24 protein-coding genes and 1 tRNA gene are annotated in these 25653 nt (G+C 70.1%); 20 read left to right on the top strand and 5 right to left on the bottom strand.

Annotation, left to right across the window (positions count from 1 at the left end; translation table 11 throughout):
• Window positions 1–55: 55 nt before the first annotated feature.
• The 6 genes from EBL84_RS03100 (at window position 56) to EBL84_RS03125 (ending at window position 6587) form a co-directional block, all read left to right on the top strand.
• Window positions 56–736 (top strand): TIGR00153 family protein, encoded by a 681-nt coding sequence (locus tag EBL84_RS03100; RefSeq protein WP_123139478.1) that lies wholly within the window; start codon window positions 56–58, stop codon window positions 734–736.
• Window positions 737–781: 45 nt separating this feature from the next.
• Window positions 782–2047 (top strand): inorganic phosphate transporter, encoded by a 1266-nt coding sequence (locus tag EBL84_RS03105; RefSeq protein ID WP_123139479.1) that lies wholly within the window; start codon window positions 782–784, stop codon window positions 2045–2047.
• Window positions 2048–2071: 24 nt separating this feature from the next.
• On the top strand, window positions 2072–2731 hold the full coding sequence (locus EBL84_RS03110; protein WP_123139480.1) for an ATP-binding protein: 660 nt from the start codon (window positions 2072–2074) through the stop codon (window positions 2729–2731).
• Window positions 2706–4166 (top strand): metallophosphoesterase, encoded by a 1461-nt coding sequence (locus EBL84_RS03115; protein ID WP_123139481.1) that lies wholly within the window; start codon window positions 2706–2708, stop codon window positions 4164–4166. The genes EBL84_RS03110 and EBL84_RS03115 overlap by 26 nt, the downstream gene beginning before the upstream one ends.
• Before the next feature lie 145 nt (window positions 4167–4311).
• On the top strand, window positions 4312–4794 hold the full coding sequence (locus EBL84_RS03120) for a universal stress protein (RefSeq protein ID WP_123139482.1): 483 nt from the start codon (window positions 4312–4314) through the stop codon (window positions 4792–4794).
• Window positions 4791–6587: a Na/Pi cotransporter family protein gene (locus EBL84_RS03125; protein ID WP_123139483.1), complete on the top strand. Its 1797-nt coding sequence runs from the start codon at window positions 4791–4793 to the stop codon at window positions 6585–6587. The genes EBL84_RS03120 and EBL84_RS03125 overlap by 4 nt, the downstream gene beginning before the upstream one ends.
• A gap of 3 nt (window positions 6588–6590) precedes the next feature.
• Here EBL84_RS03125 and EBL84_RS03130 read toward each other — a convergent pair whose 3' ends face one another.
• Both EBL84_RS03130 and EBL84_RS03135 read right to left on the bottom strand, forming a co-directional pair.
• Window positions 6591–7202: an NUDIX hydrolase gene (locus EBL84_RS03130; protein WP_123139484.1), complete on the bottom strand. Its 612-nt coding sequence runs from the start codon at window positions 7200–7202 to the stop codon at window positions 6591–6593.
• Window positions 7203–7206: 4 nt separating this feature from the next.
• A complete protein-coding gene (locus EBL84_RS03135) occupies window positions 7207–7950 on the bottom strand; it encodes an alpha/beta hydrolase (protein WP_148040257.1) in 744 nt (247 codons plus the stop codon).
• Window positions 7951–8150: 200 nt separating this feature from the next.
• On the opposite strand from EBL84_RS03135, the gene EBL84_RS03140 reads away from it, so the two are divergent.
• The 9 genes from EBL84_RS03140 (at window position 8151) to EBL84_RS03180 (ending at window position 19722) form a co-directional block, all read left to right on the top strand.
• Window positions 8151–9659, top strand: a complete 1509-nt coding sequence (locus EBL84_RS03140) for a DUF2867 domain-containing protein (RefSeq protein ID WP_123139486.1) — start codon at window positions 8151–8153, stop codon at window positions 9657–9659.
• Between the two features lie 7 nt (window positions 9660–9666).
• Window positions 9667–10605, top strand: a complete 939-nt coding sequence (locus tag EBL84_RS03145; RefSeq protein WP_123139487.1) for an alpha/beta fold hydrolase — start codon at window positions 9667–9669, stop codon at window positions 10603–10605.
• A gap of 80 nt (window positions 10606–10685) precedes the next feature.
• Complete coding sequence (locus EBL84_RS03150) at window positions 10686–12077, top strand: isochorismate synthase MenF (protein ID WP_123139488.1); 1392 nt, start codon at window positions 10686–10688, stop codon at window positions 12075–12077.
• Window positions 12078–12087: 10 nt separating this feature from the next.
• Window positions 12088–13794: a 2-succinyl-5-enolpyruvyl-6-hydroxy-3-cyclohexene-1-carboxylic-acid synthase gene (gene menD, locus EBL84_RS03155; RefSeq protein ID WP_123139489.1), complete on the top strand. Its 1707-nt coding sequence runs from the start codon at window positions 12088–12090 to the stop codon at window positions 13792–13794.
• A 166-nt stretch (window positions 13795–13960) separates the two neighbouring features.
• Complete coding sequence (menB, locus tag EBL84_RS03160) at window positions 13961–14818, top strand: 1,4-dihydroxy-2-naphthoyl-CoA synthase (RefSeq protein ID WP_043762868.1); 858 nt, start codon at window positions 13961–13963, stop codon at window positions 14816–14818.
• 1 nt (window position 14819) lies between these two features.
• Complete coding sequence (locus EBL84_RS03165; protein WP_190287867.1) at window positions 14820–15701, top strand: 1,4-dihydroxy-2-naphthoate polyprenyltransferase; 882 nt, start codon at window positions 14820–14822, stop codon at window positions 15699–15701.
• Between the two features lie 4 nt (window positions 15702–15705).
• Window positions 15706–16764 (top strand): o-succinylbenzoate synthase, encoded by a 1059-nt coding sequence (gene menC, locus EBL84_RS03170; protein WP_123139490.1) that lies wholly within the window; start codon window positions 15706–15708, stop codon window positions 16762–16764.
• Window positions 16765–16768: 4 nt separating this feature from the next.
• Window positions 16769–18355: a penicillin-binding transpeptidase domain-containing protein gene (locus EBL84_RS03175; protein ID WP_123139491.1), complete on the top strand. Its 1587-nt coding sequence runs from the start codon at window positions 16769–16771 to the stop codon at window positions 18353–18355.
• On the top strand, window positions 18352–19722 hold the full coding sequence (locus tag EBL84_RS03180) for an FtsW/RodA/SpoVE family cell cycle protein (protein WP_123139492.1): 1371 nt from the start codon (window positions 18352–18354) through the stop codon (window positions 19720–19722). The genes EBL84_RS03175 and EBL84_RS03180 overlap by 4 nt, the downstream gene beginning before the upstream one ends.
• On the opposite strand, the gene coq7 is transcribed toward EBL84_RS03180, so the two are convergent.
• Both coq7 and EBL84_RS03190 read right to left on the bottom strand, forming a co-directional pair.
• Window positions 19710–20354: a 2-polyprenyl-3-methyl-6-methoxy-1,4-benzoquinone monooxygenase gene (gene coq7 / locus EBL84_RS03185; protein ID WP_123139493.1), complete on the bottom strand. Its 645-nt coding sequence runs from the start codon at window positions 20352–20354 to the stop codon at window positions 19710–19712. The genes EBL84_RS03180 and coq7 overlap by 13 nt on opposite strands.
• Window positions 20355–20446: 92 nt before the next feature.
• Window positions 20447–21682, bottom strand: a complete 1236-nt coding sequence (locus tag EBL84_RS03190; protein ID WP_123139494.1) for a (Fe-S)-binding protein — start codon at window positions 21680–21682, stop codon at window positions 20447–20449.
• Between the two features lie 117 nt (window positions 21683–21799).
• Here EBL84_RS03190 and EBL84_RS03195 point away from each other — a divergent pair, with 117 nt between their 5' ends.
• From EBL84_RS03195 to EBL84_RS03215, 5 genes are all read left to right on the top strand, one after another.
• Entirely contained in the window at window positions 21800–22114 is a 315-nt protein-coding gene (locus tag EBL84_RS03195; RefSeq protein WP_123139495.1) for a ferredoxin, read from the top strand.
• A 153-nt stretch (window positions 22115–22267) separates the two neighbouring features.
• Window positions 22268–22705 (top strand): 50S ribosomal protein L13, encoded by a 438-nt coding sequence (gene rplM, locus EBL84_RS03200; RefSeq protein ID WP_005222322.1) that lies wholly within the window; start codon window positions 22268–22270, stop codon window positions 22703–22705.
• A gap of 11 nt (window positions 22706–22716) precedes the next feature.
• Window positions 22717–23106, top strand: a complete 390-nt coding sequence (gene rpsI / locus EBL84_RS03205; protein WP_005222320.1) for a 30S ribosomal protein S9 — start codon at window positions 22717–22719, stop codon at window positions 23104–23106.
• A gap of 66 nt (window positions 23107–23172) precedes the next feature.
• Window positions 23173–23246: transfer RNA gene (locus tag EBL84_RS03210), tRNA-Gln, on the top strand.
• 430 nt (window positions 23247–23676) lie between these two features.
• On the top strand, window positions 23677–24810 hold the full coding sequence (locus EBL84_RS03215) for a porin (RefSeq protein WP_123139496.1): 1134 nt from the start codon (window positions 23677–23679) through the stop codon (window positions 24808–24810).
• A 109-nt stretch (window positions 24811–24919) separates the two neighbouring features.
• Here the strand turns inward: EBL84_RS03215 and rpiA are convergent, their stop codons facing one another.
• A complete protein-coding gene (gene rpiA / locus EBL84_RS03220; RefSeq protein ID WP_123139497.1) occupies window positions 24920–25582 on the bottom strand; it encodes a ribose-5-phosphate isomerase RpiA in 663 nt (220 codons plus the stop codon).
• Window positions 25583–25653: the final 71 nt, after the last annotated feature.

Below are 25653 nucleotides of genomic sequence, written 5' to 3' on the forward strand. Positions count from 1 at the left end.
TCAATCCCAGCCCATACCGGTCGCTCCCGTCGCATCCGCCGAGGAGGATGAAACCATGAAACCCAGCAACCCGATCGCCGATCTGTTCGGTCGCTCGCCGTTCAAACCGATGCAGGAGCACATGCATCTGGTCGATGCTTGCGTCGCCCTGCTCCCGGAGCTGTTCACCGCCCTGTTCGAGGGTGACCGCGAGCGCCTCGAGCGCGCCCAGCAGGCGATCGTCGACCAGGAGCACGCCGCCGACCAGGCCAAGAACCGGATCCGCCTGCGCCTGCCGCGCAGCCTGTTCATGCCGGTCGATCGTCGCGACCTGCTGGCGGTCCTCGAGACCCAGGATGCGATCGCCGACACCGCCCAGGAGATCGCCGGGGTGCTGGTGCAGCGCGAGATGCCCCTGCCCGGGGTGATGCAGCCGGAGCTGATGACGCTGGTACGCCGCTGTATCGACGCCTGCATCCAGGCCACCCGGGTGGTCGACGAGCTCGACGAGCTGCTCGAGACCGGCTTTCGTGGCCGCGAGGCGGCGCGGGTCGAGGAGATGGTCGAGACCCTCTGCAACATCGAGAGCGAGACCGACGCCCTGGTCGCGTCGCTCAACCGCACCCTGTTCGCCCACGAGGACCGGCTCGACCCGGTCTCGGTGGTGTTCTGGTATCGCCTGATCGAGCGCATCGGCGACCTCGCCGACCACGCCGAGAAGGTCGGCGAACGCCTGCTACTGCTTATCGCGCGTTGACGCGCATCGACCCGCCGCCACATCCGGCATCGTTTTGGAGGAAGCGTGGAAATCATCAGTGAGTGGGGATCGGTCTTCCTGATCCTGGCCATCGTATTCGGTCTCTACATGACCTGGGGCATCGGCGCCAACGACGTCGCCAATGCCATGGGGACATCGGTCGGCTCCGGGGCCATCACCGTCAAGCAGGCGATCGTGATCGCCGCCATCTTCGAGTTCGCCGGCGCCTTCATCGCCGGCGGTAACGTCACCTCGACCATCCGCAGCGGCATCATCGACGCCGGCGCGGTGGCCAACCAGCCGGAGCTGCTGGTCTTCGGCATGCTCGCGGCACTGCTCGCCGCCGCGATCTGGCTGATGATCGCCTCGACCCGTGGCTGGCCGGTCTCGACCACCCACTCGATCGTCGGCGCCATCGTCGGCTTCGCCGTCGCCGGCATCGGCATCCATGCGGTGCACTGGGACAAGATCGGCCAGATCGTCGCCAGCTGGGTGATCTCGCCGGTGCTCGGCGGCGCCGTGGCGCTGTTGCTGATGCTGAGCATCCGCACCCTGATCCTCAACACCGAGGACCCCTTCCGTCAGGCCAAGCGCTGGGGACCGGTCTATGTCTTCCTGGTCGGCTGGATCGTCAGTCTGGTGACCCTGTTCAAGGGACTCAAGCACCTCGATTTCCATCTCTCGCTGCCGGCCACACTGCTCACCGCCACCCTGATCGGGCTGGCCACCGCCGCCGTCGGCAAGCTGCTCATCGACCGCGTCGAGGTCGACCCCAACGCCGATCGCAGCTTCCACTTCGCCAGCGTCGAGCGGGTGTTCACCCCGATGATGCTGTTCACCGCCTGTGCCATGGCCTTCGCCCACGGTTCCAACGATGTCGCCAACGGCATCGGCCCGCTGGCGGCGATCGTGGCGATCATCAACAGTGGCGGCGAGGTGATGGCCAAGGCCCCGCTGCCGCTGTGGATCCTCGCCCTCGGCGGCGTCGGCATCGTCGTCGGCCTGGCGACCATGGGCTATCGGGTGATGCAGACCATCGGGACCAAGATCACCGAGCTCACCCCGACACGCGGCTTCAGCGCCACCCTGGCCGCGGCCAGCGTGGTGGTGCTCGCCTCCAAGACCGGCCTGCCGGTCTCGACCACCCACATCGCCGTCGGCGCGGTGATGGGCGTGGGCCTGTCGCGCGGGATCGCCGCACTCGACCTGCGGGTGATCGGCAACATCGTGCTCTCCTGGATCATCACCCTGCCCGCCGGCGCCATCCTCGCCGCGATCTTCTTCTATGTGCTGGCAGGCATCTTCGGCTAGAGGCCGGGCCCGGGGGCGGGCGCGATGAGCGACACGACCGGCCGTCTGGTGCTGCCACTGCGCCCGGTCGAGTCGCCGGTGTACATCCGTGGCGTGCCGCTCTCGCCCGAGGTCCGCTTCGGCCAGCTGCTGGTGACCGGCCCGCCGGGTTCGGGCAAGACCACCCTGGTCGAGCGCCTCGGCGGCTGGCCCGGCGAGGGCTATGTCGATCTCTCGCACAAGGGCTGGTGGCGCGACCGGGTGCTCGCCCTGCGCCCGCGCGAGATCCATCTCGGGCTGCCCTTCGTCGATCAGAGCGAGGCGCTCGCGCTGTTCGATGCCGCCTGGCTCGAGGGCTGGGCGCGACTGCGCCTCGATCCGACACGGCTGCGCATCCCGCCGCCGCGACGCTCGCTGCTCGGCATCGACTGGCGCCGCCGCTTCGCCTTCGAGTTCCTGCTCCCCGACGCCGAGACCATCGTCGCCGACCGGCTCGCGCGCGCACGTCGCGGCACCCACCCGATCGACCGACACATCGAGCCCGAGCAGATCCACGCCCAGGTCGAGACCTGTGCGCAACTGGCGATGATCCTGCATCGCGCCGGCATGATCGTGCATGTCCGTACCCGCGCCCTGGCGATCCCGGAGCGGATCGCGATCACCCCCGAGGCTCAGTGCCATGGCGACAAAACGCAACGCCCGTAAGACCTTCCTCCAGCAGTTCCACGGCCTGGTCCAGGAGCTGGAGGGTTGCGAGGACGTCGATCTCAGCGGCTCGCTGCGGCTCGGTACCGAGAAGGTGCGCATCCCCGCACCGACCCTGCCGCTGCAGATCCAGCTCGGCAGCGAACCCGGCTACCGCCTGCACCTCTACCCGGAACTGTGTTTCGACGCCAACGCCCAGCTCCAACCCAGCGGCGACTATCTGCTGCTCGACCCCGAGGAGTACTTCAGCGACATCAGCGGGTTCCTCCGTCTCTATCACGGCGAGGCGCTCACCCTCGGGCGACGCGATCAACTGCAGCGTCGTCTGCTGCGCTACCCCAAGCTGGTCGAGGAGCGTCACCTGCGGCTCAAGCTCTCGCCCAAGGGGCTGGCGCTCAAGCGCAAGTCGACCCGCGCCCCGGCCTGTATCGCCCCGCTCACCGCGCGCAGCGCGCGCGAGCGCATGGCCCGCTGGCGCCGCCGCCAGCTCGGCCAGCTGCACGGCCTGTTGCGCGGCCCGCTGGAACCGCTGACCGGCGCCGAAGCGCTGACGCTGCTCGAGCAGGTCAACGCCCTGCTCGCCACCGAGCCCTACCGGATACGCACCGCGGACGATCGGCCCGGCGGGCTGCTGGCGCTGCCCGAGCGCGCGCGCCCGATCTTCGTCGGCGATCTCCACGCCCGCATCGACAACCTGCTGGTGGTGCTCACCCAGGGCGGTTTCCTCGATGCGCTCGCCGAGGGCAGCGCGGTGCTGATCCTGCTCGGCGATGCGGTCCAACCCGACGCCCCCGGGCGCGAGGCGGAGATGGAGGACTCGGTGCTGATGATGGAGCTGATCTTCCGCCTCAAGGTGCGCTTTCCCGACCGGGTGTTCTATCTGCGCGGCAACCACGACAGCTTCTCCGACGAGATCAGCAAGGCCGGCATCCCCCAGGGGCTGGTCTGGGAGCAGCACCTGATCACCACTCGGGGCCAGGCCTATCGCGACGCCATGCAGCGTTTCTACGACCTGCTGCCCTATGTCGCCGTGGCCCCCAGCTATATCGCCTGTCACGCCGGCCCGCCGACCGGCTATTGCACCTGGCAGATGCTGGTCGAGATCGACCGCCATCCGCGCCTCGCCCATCAGCTCACCCATGTGCGGCTGCGCCGCAACAACTCGCCCAAGGGCTATGGCGCGAGCGATCTGGCACGGCTGCGCCGCTGTCTCGGGGTGCGCGAGCAGACCCCCTGCATCGTCGGCCATACCCCGCTGTCGCGCGACGAGACCTGCTGGATCGACGCCGGCGGCATCGCCAATCACCACGTGCTCTACGGCGCCCACCCCGACTGGATCGGGGTGATCACCCGCGGGCGCAAGCACCTGCTGCCGCTGCGCTACCCGAGCGAGCCGCTGCTGGCCGCCTACAACCACTTCTCCGCCAACGCCTGAGATCGACCCGGCGTCGTCACGATTCCGTCAGACAGGTGTCATAATGCGGGGACCGCCAGGCCGCGCGGCCTGGTGTTCGCCGGTGTCCGCCCCGACCCTGACCCCATGACCGGCATGGACAACCCGCAGGCGACCAGGAGCATCGATGACCAAGCCGACCGCCCCCAGCCCGATCCTGGTACCGGTGGACTTCTCGCCGCACTCGGAGGCCGCGCTGACGTTCGCAGCCGAGCTGGCCACCTGTCGCGAGCGACCACTGCTGATCCTTCACGTCGTCCACGATCCCTTCAGCATGCCCGGCTACTACGGTCGCGCACTGAAGAAGAAGCAGCTCCACCGCATCGAGGACGGCGCCGCCGAGATGTTCGATGAGTTCGTCGCCGCGGTGAGCGCGCGCCACCCCGACCTCGGGCCACTGCAGGGCGCCGAGACCCTGCTGGTCAAGGGCCTGCCGAGCACCCGTATCCTCGAGATCGCCGAGCGCCGAACGGCGCAGCAGATCGTGATGGGCAGCAAGGGGCTGACCGGACTCAGACACCTGCTGATCGGCTCGGTGGCCGAACGCGTGGTCCACCGCGCGACGATCCCGGTGACCATCGTCAAATCTCCCCGCAACCGTACTCCATGAAGCCGACCCCTCCGCCGCCCCCACACCACCATCCCGCCCAGCGTCTGTGGCCACTGCTGATCTGCGCCCTGGGCGCGTTCGCCCTGCCCACCCTCGCCCTGGCCGACGAGGCCGCCGAGACGATCGACTGGACCACCATGGGCATGGGACTGTTCGGCGGTCTGGCGCTGTTCCTCTTCGGCATGGAGCAGATGGCCAACGCGCTCAAGGCGGTCGCCGGCGAGCGCATGAAGGACATCCTCGCCAAGCTCACCGTCAACCGCTTCATGGGCGCGCTCACCGGCGCCTTCGTCACCGCGGTGATCAACTCCTCCTCGGTGACCACGGTGCTGGTGGTCGGCTTCATCAGCGCCGGGCTGATGACCCTGTCGCAGTCGGTCGGGGTGATCATGGGCGCCAACATCGGTTCGACCGTCACCGCCCAGCTGATCGCCTTCCAGGTCACCGAGGCGGCGCTGTTGATGATCGGCGTCGGCTTCACCCTGCAGTTCTTCGCCAAGGGCGAGCGCGCGCGTCACTACGGCGGGATGCTGATGGGGCTGGGGATGGTGTTCTTCGGCATGGGGGTGATGAGCGAGGCGATGGCGCCGCTGCGCAGCTATCAGCCCTTCCTCGATTTCATGACCCGGCTGGAGAACCCGCTGCTCGGCATCCTGGTGGCGGCGGTCTTCACCGGCTTGATCCAGTCCTCGGCGGCGACCACCGGCATCGCCATCGTCATGGCCAGCCAGGGCTTCATCACCCTGCCGACCGGCATCGCCCTGGCCTTCGGCGCCAACATCGGCACCTGTGTCACCGCGCTGCTGGCCGCGATCGGCAAGTCACGCGAGGCGCTGCGCGCGGCGCTGGTGCACGTCATCTTCAATGTCGCCGGGGTGGTGCTCTGGGTCGGTTTCATCGGCGAGCTGTCGCTCCTGGTGCAGGAGATCTCGCCGCGTCACCCCGAGCTCGCCGGCGCCGAGCGTCTCGCCGCCGAGGTGCCCCGCCAGCTGGCCAACGCCCACACGCTGTTCAACATCGCCAACACCCTGATCTTCATCGGCTTCGCCGGTCAGTTCGCACGTCTGGTGGAATGGCTGGTACCGGAGCGCCCGCTCGGCGAGGCGGCGGTGGCGGTGCGCGCCAAGTATCTCGACGACGAGCTGCTCACCACCCCGTCGCTCGCGCTCGACCGGGTACGGCTGGAGATCCTGCACATGGGCGAGTACGTCCAGCGCATGCTCGATCGCAGCATGCCGGCAATCCTCAGCGGCGACAAACAGATGCTGCGCGAGGTCGAGCTGATGGACAACGACGTCGACACCCTGCACGCGCAGATCCTCACCTATCTCGGCAAGATCAGTCGACTGAGTCTCACCGAGCGTCAGACCGGCGACTTGATGGGACTGATGGAGGCGGTCAACGACCTCGAGAACATCGGCGACGTGGTCGAGACCAACCTGGTGATGCTCGGCCACCAGCGCATCGACGCCGGGGTCTCGATCAGCACGCCGACCCGTCAGGTCCTCAACGGCTTCCACCACAGCGTCACCCGCGCGGTGACCGCGGCGATCCAGGCGGTGGCGCAGAACAACGAGCTGGCCGCGCGCAGCGTCACCACCATGAAGCAGGAGATCTCGCGCATCGCCGACTCGGCGGCGGTGCACCAGGCACAGCGCCTGGTCGCGCAGGAACCCAAGCGCATCCCCGCCTACACCATCGAGGTCGACATCATCGAGAAGCTCAAGCGCATCTACTACTTCGCCAAGCGCATGGCCAAGACCGTCGAGCAACCGCTCGACGAGGCCGCCTGAGCGTCAATCAGCCAGCCCCGGACAGAGCCGCGGCAGATCCTCGCGGAGGAAGCGGGCGTCGGGCGAGAACAGGTCGTAGTCGGCGAGCGCCGGCAGCGCCACCATCCGCACCGCGGTGATCTCGGGCGAGCGCGGCGCCGCGGCGGCCTCGCGCAGCGTCGCGAAACCCGCCACCGGACGGCAGCGAAAATAGAAGTCGAGGCGGTAGGGACCGGGCTCCTCGGGGATGAAAGGCACGGCATCGACGCGCAGCAGTTCGATCCCCTCGATGGCGAGACCCAGCTCCTCCTCGACCTCGCGCGCCAGGGTCGCCTCGAGCACGTCGTCCGGCGAGGCCGGCCCACCCGGCGCGGTGGGGCTGCCCGGGATCGACTCCACCGAACCGCCCGGCAGCCCCCAGGCGCCGCGGCGCCGATAGCTGTGTTCGACCAGCAGCACCTCGGGCGGCGTCACCGTCTCGTCGATCATCACCGCCACCGCGCCCACCACCCAGCGGCGCGCGAACACCCCCTTGAGGAATCCGGCCAGGCGCGCCGGGAACAACCGCCACACCCGCAGCGCCAGACGATGCAGCGACGGGTGTCGTTCGATCCAGTGTGCGAGTCGGGAAAGCATCGGGTCACTCCGCCGAGGTGGAATCCACAGGCTCCAGCAACGCCAGCACCGCGGCGCTGGCACGCGCGCGTACCAACGCGCCGAGGGCCGGATCGGCCTCGCCGCAAAGCATCTCGCACAGCAGGTCGGTCGGCGACTCGAAGTCGCAGTGACCAGCGCCGGCGATGCGTTCGAGCCGCCCCCGAGGGGCCTGGGCATGGACCAGCCCTGCCCCATTGTGTGCATTGCAGCGCCCCGGCTCGCCCTCCAGCCCGACCAGCGGCACGCGCAGCGCCGCGGCCGTGACGCGCCCGAGCCCGGCGGCGTCGACCAGATCCAGGGTGACCACACCACGGGCACGCGGATCATTGCGCGCGGCCACCAACGCCGCCAGCCCACCGGCCGAGAAGCCGACATAGACCACCCGACGCGCACCGAGCCGATCGGCGACGCCGATCATCGCCAGACCGTTGCGCAGATGGGCGCCGTCCCAGGGGCGTTGCGCGGTGAAGTCGAGGGTCGCGCAATCGACCCCGGCCGCAGCCAGGGTCCGCGCCAGTCCGGCCAGGGTCGACTGCTCGCGCAGGAAACCGTGCCCGAGCACCACCAGATCGCCCGCCCGTGCGCCCGTCCCCGGATAGAGTCGCACCACGGCGTCATCGCCGGCGGCCGTGTCACGAACCGCGCCGGTCCCGGCACAGCCCGCGCTCAACAACGCCGCCAGACAGCACCACAGGAGCAACAATGGAGTACGGGCGAACGTGCGCAAGCGGCGTCCTCGGGATGGGCTCGATGCGGTCAGTTGAACCACAAAGGCATCGGGGACGCAAACCCCGCTCACGCCCTGTCGACGACCGCCGCCTCGAGGCGACGACAGGCCGCGCCATTGCAGCGCACCACTGCGACCCGCAAGTGCGCTAGAAGATGACGGCAATGTCGCCCCCAGGATCGCCGAGCGGAGCCCCGACGATGAACGACCAGCCCCACCCCAGCCCCGATACCGAACGCAGCACGCACTGTCTGGTCTTCGGCGCCAGCGGCTATATCGGCGGCCACCTGGTGCCACTGCTGCGCGCACGCGGCCACCGGGTACGCGCCAGCGCGCGCAACCCGGCGGTGCTCGCGGCGCGCGGCTGGGAGGGCGTCGAGCTGGTCGCGGCCGACGCCCTCGACCCCGCCACCCTGCCCGCCGCGCTCGCGGGGATCGAGGTCGCCTACTATCTGGTGCACTCGATGGCCGCCGGGCGCGGCTTCGCCCGGCTCGACCTGGAGGCGGCGCGCAACTTCGCCGCCGCCGCGGCCGCCGCAGGGGTCGGGCGCATCGTCTATCTCGGCGGGCTGGCGCCGGCGACGGCCACCAGCGAGCACATCGTCTCGCGCCGGCGCACCGGCGAGGTGCTGCGCGAGGGCCCGGTCCCGGTCACCGAGCTGCGCGCCGGGATCATCGTCGGGCCGGGCTCGGCGGCGTTCGAGGTGATGCGCGATTTGGTTTATCATCTGCCGGTGATGATCACCCCGCGCTGGGTGCAGTCCCTGTCGCCACCGATCGCGCTCGATAACCTGCTGTACTATCTCGCGCGCATCCCCTGGGTCGACGCCAGCGCGGGTCGCAGCTTCGATGCCGCGGGCCCACAACAGCTGACCTATGCCGAGATGATGCGCATCCTGGCCGAGACCGCCGGGCGTCGTCCCCCCTGGATCCTGCCGGTCCCGGTCCTCACCCCGGGGCTCTCGGCCTATTGGCTGCGGCTGGTCACCGCGGTGCCGACCGACATCGCCCGCGCCCTCATCGGCGGGCTGCGCCACGACTTCCACGCCGACGACGCCGAGCTGCGCCGCCTGTTGCCGCAACGGCTGCTCGATTTCCGCGAGGCGGTCGCCGCCGCGCTCGACGCCGAACGCCGCACCGCCGTGATCAGCCGCTGGACCGAGGGCGCGCTGGGCGCGCGCCAGCAGCGCCCGGACTACGCCTATTACGCCAAGCGGCTGCGGGTGAGCGCGGAGACCAGCGCCGACCCCGCCGCGCTGTGGCGGCTGCTCGCGGCCATCGGCGGCGACAACCGCTACTACTGCTGCAATGCCCTGTGGTCGCTCCGCGAGTGGTTCGATTGGGCCATCGGCGGCCCCGGGCGCAGCCGCGGCCGGCGTCATCCGCAGCAGCTGCGCGCCGGCGATCGCATCGACCACTGGACGGTGATCGGACTCGAACCGGAGCGACGCCTGACCCTCGGGTTCGGCATGCGCGCCCCCGGGGCGGGTATGATGGAGTTCGAGATCGAGCCGCGCGGCCCCGGTCGCGCCCGGCTCACCACCAGCGGCTACTGGCATCCGGCCGGGGTCTGGGGGTTGCTCTACTGGTACGCGCTGGAACCCATCCACCGTCTGGTATTCAAACGGCTGACCCGCGAGATCTGCCGCCGCGCCGAGCGCGAGACGCCCGGCGCCGACGCACTCGCGTCCACTCAAGACAAGAGGTGACAATCACATGGACTCAGGTATCGACTCCTCCATCGCCCGTCCCGAGCAACACAGCACAGGCGGCGGTGTCGAGCTGGCACCGGCGCTCGAGGCGCCCGCACACGACCTCGTCACCGAGCACGGTGGCCGCATCCACTACTATGTCGACGGCCCCAGCGGGACGCGCCCGCTGGTGCTGGTGCACAGCGTCAACGCCGCGCCCAGCGCCTTCGAGATGAAGCCGCTGTTCGAGCGCTATCGCGGCGAGCGCCGGGTCTATGCCCTCGACCTGCCCGGCTTCGGTCGCTCCGATCGCGGCAACCGCCGCTACTCGCCCGAACTCTACGCCAACGCCCTGGTCGACTTCCTCGACCGGGTGGTCGAGGACGAGGGTGAGATCGACCTGGTCGCCTTCTCGCTCGGCTGCGAGTTCGCCGCCCGCGCCACCGCGCTGCGCCCGCAGCGCATCGGCTCGTTGGTACTGCTCTCGCCCACCGGCTTCAACGCCCGCGCCATGCCCACCGGGGTCGCCGCCGAGCGTGTCCATCGCGCGCTCAGCATCCCCGGACTCAACGACGGCCTGTTCCGGCTGCTGACCTCGCGCCCGAGCATCAAGTACTTCTATCGTCAGGCCTTCGCCGGTCCGACCCCGCCCGAGATGGTCGACTACGCCTACGCCACCTCCCACCAGCCGGGGGCCAAGTACGCGCCGCTCTACTTCCTCTCCGGGCAGCTGTTCACCCCCGAGGCCGGCGAGCGTCTCTATGACCCGCTCACCCAGCCGGTGCTGGTGCTCTACGATCGCGACCCCAATATCGACTTCCACGAGTTGCCCGACTTCCTCTGCCGTCATGACAATTGGCGCGCCGAGCGCATCGCGCCGACCCGTGGCATGCCGCAGTGGGACCGGCCCGCCGAGACCACCGCGGCCATCGACCGCTTCTGGTCCGAGCGGTCCGCCGGCTGACGGCCCCGACACCGCCCTGACACCAACGCCGGCGCGCCCGCGCGCGCCGTGCACTCAATCCCGGTCCATCGATCTATCCCATGCTTGCACCGCTCCAACGCCTCGAGCAGCTCAAGGCTCGCGTTCGCGAGGCGATCGCCACTCCTGCATTCACCCGTGCGCACGGACTCGTCTCGCTCGCCCTCGAGCTGCCCCAGCCGCTCCATGCCGCTCCCGAGCTCTCCGGCCCGCGCTTCCAGTTCGCCCACAACCATCGCGGCGAGCTGCGCGCCGGCTACGGCATCGCCGCCGAGTGGCGGGCCGAGGGCGAGCAGCGGTTGCAGCAACTGCGCCAACGGGCGCGCGCCACCGCCCCCGACTGGCACCAGCTCGACCCCGACGAGACCGGACTCGGCGGCTTCGCCATGCTCGGCTTCGCCGCCACCCCCGAGCCGACCACCACGCCCGGCGCCTCCGACCTGCCCAACGCCGTCTACTGGATCCCCGAGGTCGCACTCAACACCACCAACGAGCAATCGGCGCTGATCCTCACCGCCCGCCTGCCGGTCGAGCCCGAGGCCCTGCTGGCGCGCTGGGATGACTGGCTGGAGCGACTGGTCCCGCTGCTCGCGCAACCGGCACGCACCCCGCAGACCCCGGCCACGCTCGAACGCGGTCCCAGCGAGCCGGCGCTCGAGCCCTGGCGCGACCTGGTGCTCGCCGCGCTCGACGCCATCGAGCGTGACGGCCCGCTGGAGAAACTGGTGCTGTGCCGGCGCCAGCGGCTGCAAGGGCACCGCCGCTTCGACCTCGACCGGCTCAACGACGCCCTGGCCTATCTCTTCCCCTCCTGTCAGGTGATCAACGTCCGTCACCGCGAGAGCTGTTTCGTCGCCGCCACCCCCGAGCGGCTGTTCACCCTGCGCGGTCGCCGGGTCGAGGCCGACGCCATCGCCGGCACCGCCTGCCGCGCCGCCGACGCCGCGCGCGACGCGGCACTCACCGTCGAGCTGCTCGGCTGCGCCAAGAACCTGCACGAGCACCAGGTGGTGGTCGAGGCGGTGCGCGCCGCGCTCGAGCGCTGCTGCGAGCGGATCGAGCCGATCGATGGTCCGCAGGTGATGCAGCTCAACAACGCTCAGCACCTGTGGAGCCTGGTGCGCGGCGAGATCGATGCCGAGGGCGATGTCTTCAGCCTCGCCGAACTGCTCCATCCCACCCCGGCGACCAACGGCCAGCCGCGGCGCGACGCCCACGACTGGCTGCGGCGCAACGAACCCTTCGAGCGCGATTGGTACACCGGCGCGGCCGGCATCGTCGAGCCCGATCTCAGCGGCGAGCTGTGGGTGCTGCTGCGCTGTGCCCGCGTCGCCGGTGACACCGCCGAGCTCTATGCCGGGGCCGGCATCGTCCCCGGTTCCGACCCGGTCAGCGAGTGGGAGGAGATCGACCACAAGCTCGCGGCCATGTCCACCGCGCTGCAGTTCGCCTGAGGTGTCCGTGATGACCGATCAGGGAACGCGCAACCTGAACTGGTGCGCGGCACTGCTCGACGGGCTGATCGCCGGCGGCGTCGCCACCCTGGTGCTGTCGCCGGGCTCGCGCTCGACCCCGGTGATCCTCGCCGCGCAGCGCCGTGCCGAACTCGCCATCGAGCCGATCCTCGACGAGCGCAGCGCCGCTTTCTACGCCCTCGGCCTGGCCACTGCGGCGAACCGTCCGGTGGCGCTGCTCGCCACCTCGGGGAGCGCACCGGCGCACTGGCTGCCGGCGGTGATCGAGGCCGCCCAGTCCGGCCGACCGCTGGTGCTGATCTCGGCCGACCGTCCGCCCGAGCTGCGCGGCTGGGGGGCCAACCAGACCATCGAGCAGGGGGAGCTGTTCGTGCCCTTCGCGCGCGAGCGCCACGACCCCGGCCCGGCCACCGACGACCCGGCGGCGCTGAAGATGATGCGCGCGCTCGGCGCACGCGCCGCCGCCGTCGCGCGCGGCCCGCACCCCGGTCCGGTACACATCAACCTGCCGCTGCGCGAGCCATTGGTGCCCGAGGAGACGCTGGCGCCACCGGCCGCGCAACACAGACCAGCGCCGCCGCCGCCACCGACGGCCTGGCACGGCGGCGCCCCCGACCCGCACCGCGCCGAGCAGGCGCGCGCGCTGCTGCGCGGACGCGGGCTGATCTGCTGCGGCCCCGACGCCGCCCGGCCGGGGCTCGCGCCGCGACTCTGGCAACTCGCCGAGCACCTCGGCGTCCCGGTGCTCTGCGACCCGCTCTCGGGGCTGCGCTTCGGACCCGGCAGCCCCGCGCGCATCGCCCGCTACGACGGCTTCCTGCGCAACCCCGGGGCGCGCGCGCAGCTGCGCCCGGACTGGGTGATCGCACTCGGTCGCGCGCCGGTCTCCAAGACCCTGCTCGGCTGGCTCGCCGACGTCCCCACCCTGCGCATCGACCCGGCGGCGCGCTGGAGCGACCCCAACCACGACGTCGCCCTGCTGCTCGACGCCGACCCGGCGGCCTGCTGCGACTGGCTCGCCGAGCGGCTCGATCCCGCCCCACGCGACTGGCTGGCGCACTGGCAACAGGCCGAGCGTCGGGTCGAGGCGATCGCCGCCGAGCATCTGGCCGAGTCGCCCTGGTGCGAACCACAGCTGCTCGCCACCCTGCTCGCGCACATCGACCCCGGCGCCGGGCTGTTCAGCGCCAACTCGATGCCGATCCGCCAGCTCGACACCTGGGCCGGGGCGCGCGCCACCCCGCTGCGCCTGTTCTGCAACCGCGGCGCCAGCGGCATCGACGGCCAGGCCTCGACGCTCGCCGGACTCAACGCCGCCGGGGTGCCCTGTCACGGCCTGCTCGGCGACCTGTCGCTGCTCCACGACCTCTCCGGACTGCAACTGCTGCAGCGACTCGACCGCCCCTGCGTGGTGCTCAATAATGGTGGCGGTCGCATCTTCGACTATCTCCCGCAGCAGGGCGTCGAGGGCTTCGAGCGGCTCTGGCGCACCCCGCCACCGCTCGACATCGGCGCCGTGGCGCGCGCCCACGGGCTCGCCCATCACGCCGTCACCGGCGCGGCCGAGTTCGCCGCCAGCCTCGCCCGCGAGGACGCCGCCGGGATCATCGAGGTGCGGATCGACGCCGAGCGCAGCCGCGCCGTGCACCAGACCTTCTGGAGCCGGTTGCACGAGGACACCCGCTTGTTCGAGTGACGCCCACGGGCGTCCGTCGGCACGGGCGGGAGGCCCGGCCCTGGGCCGGCGCCACCGGCCCCGTTTCGCGGTGTCGCGACGACCAGGAGGCCGTCCCGACACCCTGTACAGTCACATCAGAGGTCCTACACAGGTGGAGCCAGACAACCCCAACCAGTCCGTCCAACTGCCCGCCCCGAGCGCGGCCGACCCGAGCCGTCCGATCGCCTGGGAGACCCCGGCCGGCGCGCCCGAGTACCAGGACATCCTCTACCATCAGGCCGAGCGTATCGCGCGCATCACCATCAACCGCCCCGAGGTGCGCAACGCCTTCCGTCCGCAGACGGTGCGCGAGCTGATCGACGCCTTCCGCCGCGCCCATCTCGACCCCAAGGTCGGGGTGATCGTGCTCACCGGCGCCGGCGATCTTGCCTTCTGCTCCGGCGGCGATCAGCGCATCCGTGGCCACGAGGGCTATCGCGACGAGGCCGGGGTCGAGCACCTCAACGTACTCGAGCTGCAGCGCCAGATCCGCACCCTGCCCAAGCCGGTGGTGGCCATGGTCGCCGGCTACGCGATCGGCGGCGGTCACGTGCTGCACCTGATCTGCGATCTCAGCATCGCCGCCGACAACGCCCGTTTCGGCCAGACCGGACCACGTGTGGGCAGCTTCGACGGCGGCTTCGGCGCCGGCATCATGGCGCGCACCGTGGGGCTGAAGAAGGCCAAGGAGATCTGGTTCCTGTGTCGTCAGTACGACGCCGCCGAGGCGCTCGACATGGGACTGGTCAACACCGTGGTGCCGCTCGCCGAGCTCGAACGCACCACCGTCGAGTGGTGCCGACGCATGCTCCAGCTCTCGCCCACCGCGCTGCGCATCCTCAAGGCCTCGTTCAACGCCGACACCGACGGCATGGCCGGTATCCAGGAGCTGGCGGGCAACGCCACCGCACTCTTCTACACCACCGAGGAGGGGCAGGAGGGCCGCAACGCCTTCCTCGACAAGCGCGACCCCGACTTCAGCCGCTTCCCCTGGCGCCCCTGACGTGAGCGCCACGCACTCGACCCTGGTGCGCTGGATCCTCGCGGCCCGGCCCAAGACCCTACCGATGGCCTTGGCGCCGGTGATCGCGGGCATCGCCCTGGCGGTGGCACAGACCGGGCGGCTCGCGCCGTTCACCGCGCTCTGTACCCTGCTCGCGGCGATGGCCATCCAGATCGGCACCAACCTGCACAACGATGCCGTCGACTTCGAACGCGGCACCGACGGTCCCGACCGACTCGGACCGGCGCGCGCCAGCGCCGAGGGCTGGTTCAGCGCGCGTCAGGTGCGCCTGGCCGCGCACCTGGCCTTCGCCCTTGCATTCGTCCTCGGCATCGCCCTGCTGTGGCGCGGCGGCTGGCCGATCCTGGTGATCGGCCTGGCCTCGCTGGTCGCCGGCTACGCCTATACCAGCGGCCCGCGACCGATCGCCTACGGCCCCTTCGGCGAACTCTACGTGCTGCTGTTCTTCGGCCTCGCGGCGGTCGGCGGCACCTACTACCTGCAGACCCTGAGCTTCGGCTGGACGCCGCTGCTGGTGGGGCTGGCGCTGGGGCTGCCGGCGGCGGCGGTGCTGGTGATCAACAACTATCGCGACCTCGACAGCGATCGGCGCGCCGGGCGGCGCACCCTCTGTCACTATCTCGGTCGGCCCCGGGCGCGGCTGCTCTACACCCTGCTGCTGGTGCTGCCGGTGCCCATCCTGCTGCTCGCCGGGATACCGGCCAACCCCTGGCCGCTGCTCGCCGCGCTGCCGCTGGCGCTGGCGCTGGCGGCAAACCTGCTGCGCGGTGCCGAGGGGCGTGCGCTCAACCAGCAGCTGGCGCGCACCGCGCTCTACCAGAGCGCGCTGACCCTGCTGCTGGTGGTGGCGCTGGCGCTCTAGGGCGATGAGCGTCGCGCTGCGCATCACCCCCTACGCCCTGGCGCTGGCGCGCGACTGGAGCAGCGCCCGCGGCGGCTTCGCCCAACGCCGCGGCTGGCTGGTCAGGGCCAGCGCCGGCGGCGTCAGCGGCTGGGGCGACTGCGCGCCGCTGCCGGCGGCCGGGACCGAGTCACCGGACGTCGCCGAGACCGCGCTCGCGCGGGTGCTCGGGGCGGCCGGCGCACTCGGCGCCGAGGCGCTGCTCGACCGACTCGAGGCCCTGACCCTCGCCGCCCCGGCGGCGCGACACGGGATCGAGAGCGCCCTGCTCGATCTGATCGCACGGCGGCGCGGGCTGACGCTGCGCGCCCTGCTCGCCCCCGAGGCCCCGACACGGGTCGCGGTCAACGCCGTGCTCGGCGCACTCGGCGACGATCCGGCCAGCGCACTCAGCGCGGCCGCGGCGCGCGGCGCGCGGGTGTTCAAGCTCAAGCTCGGGGTCGCGGAACCGCGTACCGAGCGCGCGCGACTCCGCGTGCTCGCCCGCCACCTGCCGCCAGAGACACGGCTGCGGCTCGACGCCAACGGCGCCTGGGACGCGGCCACCGCCGCGACCATGATCGAGACCTGTCGCGCGCTGCCGGTCGAGTCGCTCGAAGAACCGCTGCGCGAGCCCGACACCGCGACCCTCGCCGCACTGCAGGCGCGCGCGCCCTTCGCCCTGGCACTCGACGAATCGCTCGCCGGGCCGCTCGCCGGGCTCGCCCCGGAGCGGCTCGGGGTGCGCCGAGTGGTGCTCAAGCCCGCCGTCCTCGGCGGCCCGCGCGCCACCCGGGCGCTCGCCGATCGGGCCCGCGCCGCCGGGCTCGAGGTGGTGCTCACCAGCGTGGTCGAGAGCGCCGCCGGGCTGTGGGTCGACGCCCAGCTCGCCGCCGCGCTGGCGCCGACGCAGACCCACGGGCTCGACACCGCCGCCTGGCTCGCCGAGGACCTCGGGGTCGCGCCCTCTCCGCGCGAGGGCGTCATCACCCTCCCCGACACGCCGGGCTCGGGCTTCACCCCCTTCCCCGCCCAGGCACCCTGAGCCGATGGCACTGGAGTCGCTGACCGACCCGACGCGCTGGCCGGTGGTGCGGGTCGCGCTGCATGCCGGGTTGCTGCTCGCCCTCGCCTATCTGCTCCAACGCATCCGCGACCTCCACCCGCAGTTGCCGATGCGCCAGCTGGCGCGCGGCAAGGGCGGCGAGCGGCGCGCACTGCTGGTGCTGATCCTGCTCTTCGCGGTGGTGCTGCTGCACCAGGCGAGCTGGCAGCTCACCGGGATGCTGCGCCCGCAGTTCATGGCCTTCATGCAGCTCTACGACCGCCGCGACTTCAACCCGGCGCACCGGCTGCGCCGCGGACGTATCCTCGATCGCAACGGCGAGGTGCTGGTCTACAGCGAGGAGCAGGCCGGCCAGGTCCGGCGTCACTACCGCGACGGACCGGTGTTCGGCCATGTCGTCGGCTACCGTCACCCGCGCTTCGGCGCCACCGGGCTGGAGGCGGTGGCCAGCGTCCATCTCGACGGCGGCACCCCGTTGCGGCTCGCCGACTGGGGCCGGGTCGGGCGTCAGGTGCTGACCCAGGACGAGCACCCGCGCGGCCACGATCTCTGGCTCACCCTCGATGCCGAGCTGCAACGCCACGCCGTCGCCCTGCTCGGCGCGCGCCGCGGCGCGGTGGTGATGCTGCGCCCGCAGGACGGCGCGCTGCAGGTGCTGGCGAGCACCCCGGGGTTCGACCCCGAGCGCATCGCCGCCACCCTCGGCGGCGCCGAGGACGCCGCCGCGCCCCTGCTCAACCGCGCCACCCAGGGGCTCTATCCACCGGGCTCGACCTTCAAGGTGGTGATGGCCGCGCTCGCGCTCGAGCACGGCTTCAACACCACCATCGACTGTCCGGCCGAGGGCTTCACCACCTCGGCGCGCTATCCCCGCATCCGCGACCACGAGTACTACGAGGCGCGCGAGCACGGCACGCAGTGGCGCGGTCACGGCGCGATCGGGCTCGGCACGGCGCTGGCGCGCTCCTCCAACGTGTTCTTCGCCAAGCTCGGCGTCGGCTATGGTCACGCCGCCTTCTACGCCCTTGCCGACCGGCTCCATGCCAACCGACCGATCGTGCTCCACCACAGCGCCCACGGACGCTACACCATGCAGACCCTGCGACTGCCCCGACTCGACCCCGATGACCGCTACGGGCTGGCGCAAATGTCGCTCGGCCAGGGCGCGCTGCTGATGAGCCCGGCGCAGCTCGCGCTGATCGGCGCGGCGGTGGGCAACCAGGGGGTGGCGATGCGCCCCCGGCTGCTGCGCGACCAGCCGCCCGAGGCGCTCGGCCAGTTCTTCTCGCCGACGACCAGCGCGGCGCTGCTACCGCTGCTGCGCGCGGTGGTCACCGAGGGTACGGCGCGCGCGATCGACGACCCGGCGCTGCGCATCGCCGGCAAGACCGGCACCGCGCAGCACGCCCAGGGCCGGGCGCACAGCTGGTTTCTCGGTCTCGCACCGGCCGAGCGCCCGACCCTGGCCGTCGCCGTGCTGGTCGAGCGCGGCGGCTATGGCGCGGTGGCCGCCGCGCCGATCGCCCGCGCGCTCATCGAGCAGGCCGCCCGCCGGGGGTTGCTGCGATGAGCGCGCCGCCACCCGATCTGCGCGCGGCCTGGGCGCTGCGGGCCCCGGAGCGCGAACTGCTCGCCTGGGGGCTGCTGTGCGTCGGGCTCGGTTTCGCCATGGCGATCGGCAGCGCACAGGCCGCCGGCGCACGGCTCGGCGCCGAGGTGCTGGTCGCCCCGGCGCTGCTGCTCGGCTGCGTGGTGGTGATCCATCTCGGTCTGGTGGCGCTGCGCTGTCGCGGCGATCAGCTGCTCACCGCCTGTATCGCCCTGCTCGCCGGCTTCGGGCTGCTGGTGCGCTATCGCATGGGCGCCTTCGATCCGGGCGATCCGACCGACCCCGGGCTCTACGCCCTGCCGCTCGGCGTGACGGCGATGCTCGTCACCTGCGCCCTGGCGATGCGCGGGCGCCATGTCCGGCTCGCCACCGCCGGCTGGCTGTGGGCGGCGCTGTCGCTGGCGCTGGTCGTCGTGGTGCTGGCGCTCGGGCAGCGCTTTCGCGGCGCGGTCTACGGTGTCGGGCTGGTGACGCCGACGGAACTCCTGAAGATCACCGCGGTGGTGTTCATGGCCTGGTTCGTCGACCGGCATGCCAAGGCGCTCGGCGAGTGGCGCGGACCCGGGTCGATCTGGCCGCCGCTGCGCGCGCTCTGGCCGTTGGTGGGGTTCTGGGCGGCGCTCGCGGCGCTGCTGCTGTGGCAGCGCGATCTCGGCATGCTCGCGGTGCTGGCGACGGTGCAGCTGGTGGTGCTGGTCGCCGGCAGCGGGCGACGCGGCTATCTGTGGTGGGGGCTGGGGCTCGGGGGCGCGCTCGGCGCGGCGGCGCTGGGGCTGTTCGCCCACGGTCAGCGCCGACTGGCCGCCTGGCTCGATCCCTTCGCCGATCCCACCGGGGCGAGCTGGCAGATCCTCCAGGGGCTCTCGGGGATGTATTCGGGCGGGCTGTGGGGCGAGGGGCTGGGCGCGGGCAATCCGGAGTACACCCCGATCGCCCAGTCGGACTTCATCTATGCGGTGATCGGCGAGGAGTTCGGCTTCGTCGGCTGCGTGCTGCTGGTGGTCTTCGTGCTGATCCTGCTGTGGCGCGGGTTGCTCGTCGCCGAACGCACCCGCGACCGCTTCGGTCGTCTACTCGGACTCGGGCTGGTCAGCGCCCTGGCCTGCCAGACCCTGCTCAATCTCGGCGGCGTGACCAAGCTCATCCCGCTGACCGGCATCACCCTGCCGCTGATCAGCCAGGGCGGCACCAGCCTGGTGACCGTGCTGGTGATGCTGGGGCTGGTGCTGGCGCTCTCCGACGGCCCGGCGCCGCGCGCATCCGGCGCGCGGCGGCAGCCGAGACGATCAGCGCAACGGGGCGCTCAGCGCCCGGATCAGACCCAGTAGACGCTGCGGGTCATCAGCCGCGAGCCCCAACGCATCATCCGCCGCACCGGGGCGGGCAGCTCGGCGCCGCCGGCGGCGCGCGCGACCTGGGCGTGATGGATCTCGTCGGCGCGCATCTGCTCGAGGATGGCGCGACTCTTCTCGTCCTGTAGCGGGATCTGTTCGAGATGATCGTCGAGATGGCGTTCGACCTGACGCTCGGTCTCGACCACGAAGCCGAGACTCCACTTGTCGCCGACGATCCCGGCGGCCGCGCCGAGCCCGAAGGCGCCGGCATACCACAGCGGATTGAGCAGGCTCTTGCGGTCGTCGAGTTCGCGCAGCCGAGTCTCGCACCAGGCGAGGTGGTCGTTCTCCTCCTGCGCCGAACGCTCCAGCCGGTGGCGGGTCTCGGGCAACCGCGCGGTGAGCGCCTGGCCCTGGTAGAGGGCCTGGGCGCAGACCTCGCCGGTATGGTTGATGCGCATCAACCGGGCGACATGGCGGCGCTGATCGCTGCCGAGATCGCCCTCGCCGAGACCGGCCGCGGGGTTGGGGCGCTCGGTCTGCGGTGGCCGACCGAACAGGGTGCGCAGGGCGCGATCGCCCTGGATCAGCAAGGCATCGAGCGGGGTGTAGTGACGAGTGCTCATGGTCTCCTGGGTCCGTGTTGACAGGGCGCGGCGCGCGCGACGGCGTCCACGCCATCGGTGATGGGGCGATATCGGGTCGTGTACGGCGGATTTCATGTGTCCGGCAGGGGCTCGAGCTGGCGCGCGAGCAGCTCGACCGGATGCTCGACGGCGATCTCCAGCCCCGCCTCGCGCAGCGAGGCGGCGAGCTGCAGGGCACAGCCGAGGTTGGTGGTGACGATCAGCTCGGGGGCGGCGGCGCGGATCGCCGCGAGCTGATCGGCGAACAGCGCCTGCGCCATCCCCGGGCGTTCGAGCATGTAGGTGCCGGCGGCGCCGCAACAGCTCGCCTGTTCACCGAGCCCGATCAGCACCACCCCGGGGATGCGCCCGAGCAACCGGTGCACCGCGGCGTTGCCGCCGAGCAGGGTGCGATGGGTGCAGGGCTCGTGGACCAGCACCCGCAGCGACGTCGGGCGCAGACGCAGCGCCTCGGGCCAGGCCAGGCCATCGAGATAGGCGCACAGCTCGGTGGTCCCGGCGAGCCCCGGGTGCTCGCGCAGCTCGCCGACACAGGCGCTGGAGAAGCCGACCAGGGTGCGCCCGGCGTGCACCTCGGCGACCCGCTCGCGGCGTCGGTCGGCGGCATCGGGGTGACCGGCGTGACGCAGCAGCGCCCCGCAGCACAGCGATTCGTCGGCGATCCGGGTCTGTACCCCGAGCCGGGCGAGCAGCGCCCGCGCAGCCATCACCGCACCGCCCTGCAACCCCTCCTGGGTACAGCCGACAAACAGCTCGACCGCGTCACCGGCCATCGTGACCGATGGCACGGCAGAGGCCGGCGACGGCGTCCCGATCACCCGAGCGAGGCGCAGATAGACGGCCAGTCGCGACGGGGCGAGCCGACCCAGCCAGGCCAGCGCCCCGGCCCCGCGCAGCCGCGCGAGCAGTCCGACGAGCCGACGCACCTGCACGGCATCCGAGACCGTCTCCAGGCGCCGGCGCGACCACCAGCGCCGCCAGCGCGGGCGCTGCGCCTGATGGCGCGCGCGGGCGCCATCGATCAGCCGACCGTAGGCGACCAGCGAGGGACAGGCGCGCTCGCAGGCGCGACATCCCAGACAACCGTCGAGATGGGCGGCCAGCGCCGTGTCCCACACCAGCTGGCCGCTCGCCCAACCCTGGATCAGGGCGATGCGCCCGCGCGGCGAGTCGCCCTCGTCACGGGTCTGGGCATAGGTCGGGCAGTGCGGCAGACAGAGCCCGCACTTGACGCATTGATCGGCGAGCCGGAGCAACTCCAGGGCCGCCGGGTCGGAAGAAGAAGTCTGGCTGAGGGCGGTATTCAAGGCATTCGAACTCTGAGCGGGCTGGGGCGGTCCGGGCGCGAACGGTCGGGAGCCTTCGCTCCGTGCTACCCTGGGCAACCGGGCCAAGCATTGGATCAGGACCTTCTGACAGCGACGATGACCTACTATCGCCATCATGTCTTCTTCTGCACCAACGCCCGCAGCGACGGACGCCAGAGCTGCGATCAGTGTGGCGCCCTGGAGATGCGCAACCATCTCAAGCAGCGCGCCAAGGCACTGGGGCTGACCGGACCGGGCGGGGTGCAGATCAGCACCGCCGGCTGCCTGGGGCGTTGCGAGCTGGGTCCGGTGATCGTGGTCTATCCAGAGGGAGTCTGGTACACTTTCGTGGATCAGGAGGATATCGAGGAGATCCTCCAGTCTCATCTGCTCGCCGGCAAGCACGTTGACCGCTTGAAGTTGCCCGGCTGAACGGACCCGCAGCACAGATCGCACCCGATGATACAACGGGGGGTTGCGCTCGCGAAACCGATCGCGTACCATCCCCGGTCTTTCTCGACGCAGATAACGAATTCACGGACCGCGCGCCGTTCTGTTGCGCGTGGACTTCCCGGAGCGAAGGACATGACAACGACTGTTAGCGCCAAACCCGCAGAGGTTCGCCGCGCCTGGTACCTGATCGACGCCGAAGGCAAGACACTCGGCCGGCTCGCCAGCGAACTGGCGTTGCGCCTTCGCGGCAAGCACAAACCGCAATACACCCCGCACGTCGATACCGGTGATTATCTGGTGGTCGTCAACGCGGACAAGATTCGCGTGACCGGCAACAAGATGCAGGACAAGATGTACTACCGTCACACGGGGTATGTCGGTAACCTGAAGTCGACCAGCCTCGAAAAGCTGCTCGAGACCGCCCCTGAGCGTGCCATCCAGCTCGCAGTCAAGGGGATGCTGCCGCGCGGTCCGCTGGGACGCGCCATGTTCCGCAAGCTGCGTGTCTACGCCGGTCCGAATCACGAACACCAGGCGCAGCAGCCTCAGCCCCTCGAGCTCAACGTTTAGGAATCAGACGCATGTCGGAGACGCAACACGCTATTGGTCGCCGCAAGACGTCCGCCGCACGAGTTTTCTTGACGGCAGGCGCTGGCAACATCACGATCAACGGTCGTCCGATCGACCAGTTCTTCGGTCGCGAGACTGCCCGTATGGTGGTCCGTCAGCCGCTCGAGACCGCCGAGCTGGCCGACAAGATCGATGTCAACGTCACCGTCAAGGGTGGCGGCAACACTGGGCAGGCCGGCGCCATCCGCCTCGGCATCGCCCGCGCACTGACCGAGTACGACGAGACCCTGCGTTCTCCGATGCGTCGCGCTGGCTTCCTGACCCGCGATGCCCGTGAGGTCGAGCGCAAGAAGGTCGGTCTGCACAAGGCGCGCAAGCGTCCGCAGTTCTCGAAGCGTTAAAACTTCGGGGTTGTCACGGTATGTCGGAGTCGCTATAATTCTCCGACATATCGCGGCAAGCGATATTGGGGGATCGTCTAGCGGCAGGACTACGGACTCTGACTCCGTCAACCTAGGTTCGAATCCTAGTCCCCCAGCCATACTCCAGGAAAAGGTCCGAGCCCTCAGGGTTCGGGCCTTTTTCTTTATCCCCCTCCCCGCCTCATCCTTGTCCCGATATCGGGTCTTGACACAGATGTACCCTTTTCACAACAAGCGATGCCCGATCGCTCCCAGGGTGCTCGAATTACAGCCGATACGCGACCGGCTCGAAACGCCCCGCTCGATGCATTCGTAAAAACCGCATCGACAGCAGGGCCGTGCAATCATCCGATAAACTTTTGGGGGATGCACTCAGCCGTCCGACCAAGCGCTAGCGATGCAAAAAAGAGACACTTTTTAATGGGTGTGTCTTTTTCCCGTCCAATCTGTTGCAAAACACCATGCCCTCCTCTATAGTTCACTTCGCAAAGCATGATTGCGCTCGGTTTCTGCAGTCTGTCTGACAAATTCACAACAGCGGAGAACATCATGAACAAGAAACTCATCACCCTGGCGGTCGCCACCGCCATGGCCGCTCCGGCCGCTGCGATGGCTGAGGCTGTCCTCTACGGCAAGCTGCACATGTCGATTGACTATGCAGACGTCGAGGCAACCGCCATCGATCCCGTCACCGGCGAGAGCGTCGGCTTCAAGGGCTGGGGCCTGAACGGCGGCGGCGATCTGCCTGGTGCTGGCCGCGCCAACCGCATCGGCGTGAAGGGCTCGGAGGATCTGGGTAACGGTCTGAAGGCCATCTACCAGGTCGAGTTCGGCGTGCGCATGACCGAGGAAGGCTACGGCAACGCCGCTTCCGGCGCCAACGACACCATCACCATGCGTAACAGCTTCGTCGGTCTCGCCGGCAACTGGGGTACCTTCCTCGTCGGTCGTCACGACAGCCCGATGAAGATCTCCACCGGCAAGCTCGACCTGTTCAGCGACACCATGGCTGACTACAACGGTACCATCGGCTTCGACGATAACCGTTTCGACAACGCCATCGCCTACATCAGCCCGAGCTTCAGCGGCTTCCAGCTGGCCGCCGCGACCCACGCTGGTGGCGGCTCGACCCTGGGCTTCGGTGAGAACGTCAACGCCGACAGCCTCGCCGAGGGTTACTCGCTGGCCGGTATCTACTCCAACGGCCCGTTCTACGCCGCTCTCTCCTACGAGTCGATCGGCAACGAGCTGTTCATGGACTCCGCTGACAGCCTGACCGGCAAGAACATCGTCCTGCCCAACGGCCGCGTCGTCGCCAACCCGGGCTACGTCGAGGACGACTACACCAAGTGGCGTGCCGGCCTCGGTCTCCTCGACTGGAACGGCTTCACCCTGACCGCCGTCTACGAGAACCAGGACTTCGGCGATCCGTCGGCTGACCTGTGGCAGATCCAGGCCGGTTATGCCTTCGGCAACAACCAGGTCAAGGCCATGTACGGCGCCAACTCCTATGACCTCGGCGTGAACAACGTCGACGACATCGACGCCGACGCCTGGGCCATCGCCTTCGACCACAACTTCAGCAAGCGCACCAAGGCGTACGTGCTGTACACCCAGGTCGACAGCGATCTCGACGTCGAGGACTGGGACGGCTTCTCGGTCGGCATGATCCACAGCTTCTAAGCCTCGCGCTCTAGAACCGTGGAACGAAAAACGGGGCCAGCGGCCCCGTTTTTCTTTGCCCGGAAAAAAGACGACCGGCGTCCGCTCCAGGCGTGCGACCGACCGAGGATCAACCCGCCACGGTCAACGTCCGTGCACCCTCGGCAGAGCCGAGGATCAGCACATCGGCCGGACGCTGGGCGAAGATCCCCACCGTCACCACCCCGGCGATGGCATTGATCTGTTGCTCCAGCGCCACCGGATCCTGGATCTCGAGATGATGGACGTCGAGGATCAGGTTGCCGTTGTCGGTGACGAAGCCATCACGCCACACCGGCGTCCCGCCCAGCTCGACCAGCGCACGCGCGACATGGCTGCGCGCCATCGGGATCACCTCCACCGGCAGCGGGAAGGCGCCCAGCACATCGACCAGCTTGCTCTCGTCGGCGATGCAGACGAAGCGCTTGCTCGCCGCGGCGACGATCTTCTCGCGCGTCAGCGCGCCACCGCCACCCTTGATCAGCTGCAGGCGCGCGTTCGACTCGTCGGCGCCATCGACATAGAGCGTCAGCTCCCCGGTGGCATTGAGGTCGAACACCGGGATACCGTGCGCCTTCAGCCGCTCGGTCGAGGCCTCGGAGCTCGACACCGCCCCCTCGATCTGCCCCTTGATGCCGGCCAGCGCATCGATGAAATGGTTGACGGTCGAGCCCGTCCCCACCCCGATCACACCGCCCTCGACATAGGCCAACGCGGCCTCGGCCGCCTGGCGCTTCATCGCGTCCTGGTCCATCTCACTCCTCCGCATGGGACTCTCTGGCTGACGAACACGCCGAGGGACTCGGCGTGATGACACGGCCGGCA

Origin of the sequence: Marichromatium sp. AB31, assembly GCF_003718685.1 — a bacterium.
GTDB classification, from domain to species: Bacteria; Pseudomonadota; Gammaproteobacteria; order Chromatiales; family Chromatiaceae; genus Marichromatium; species Marichromatium gracile.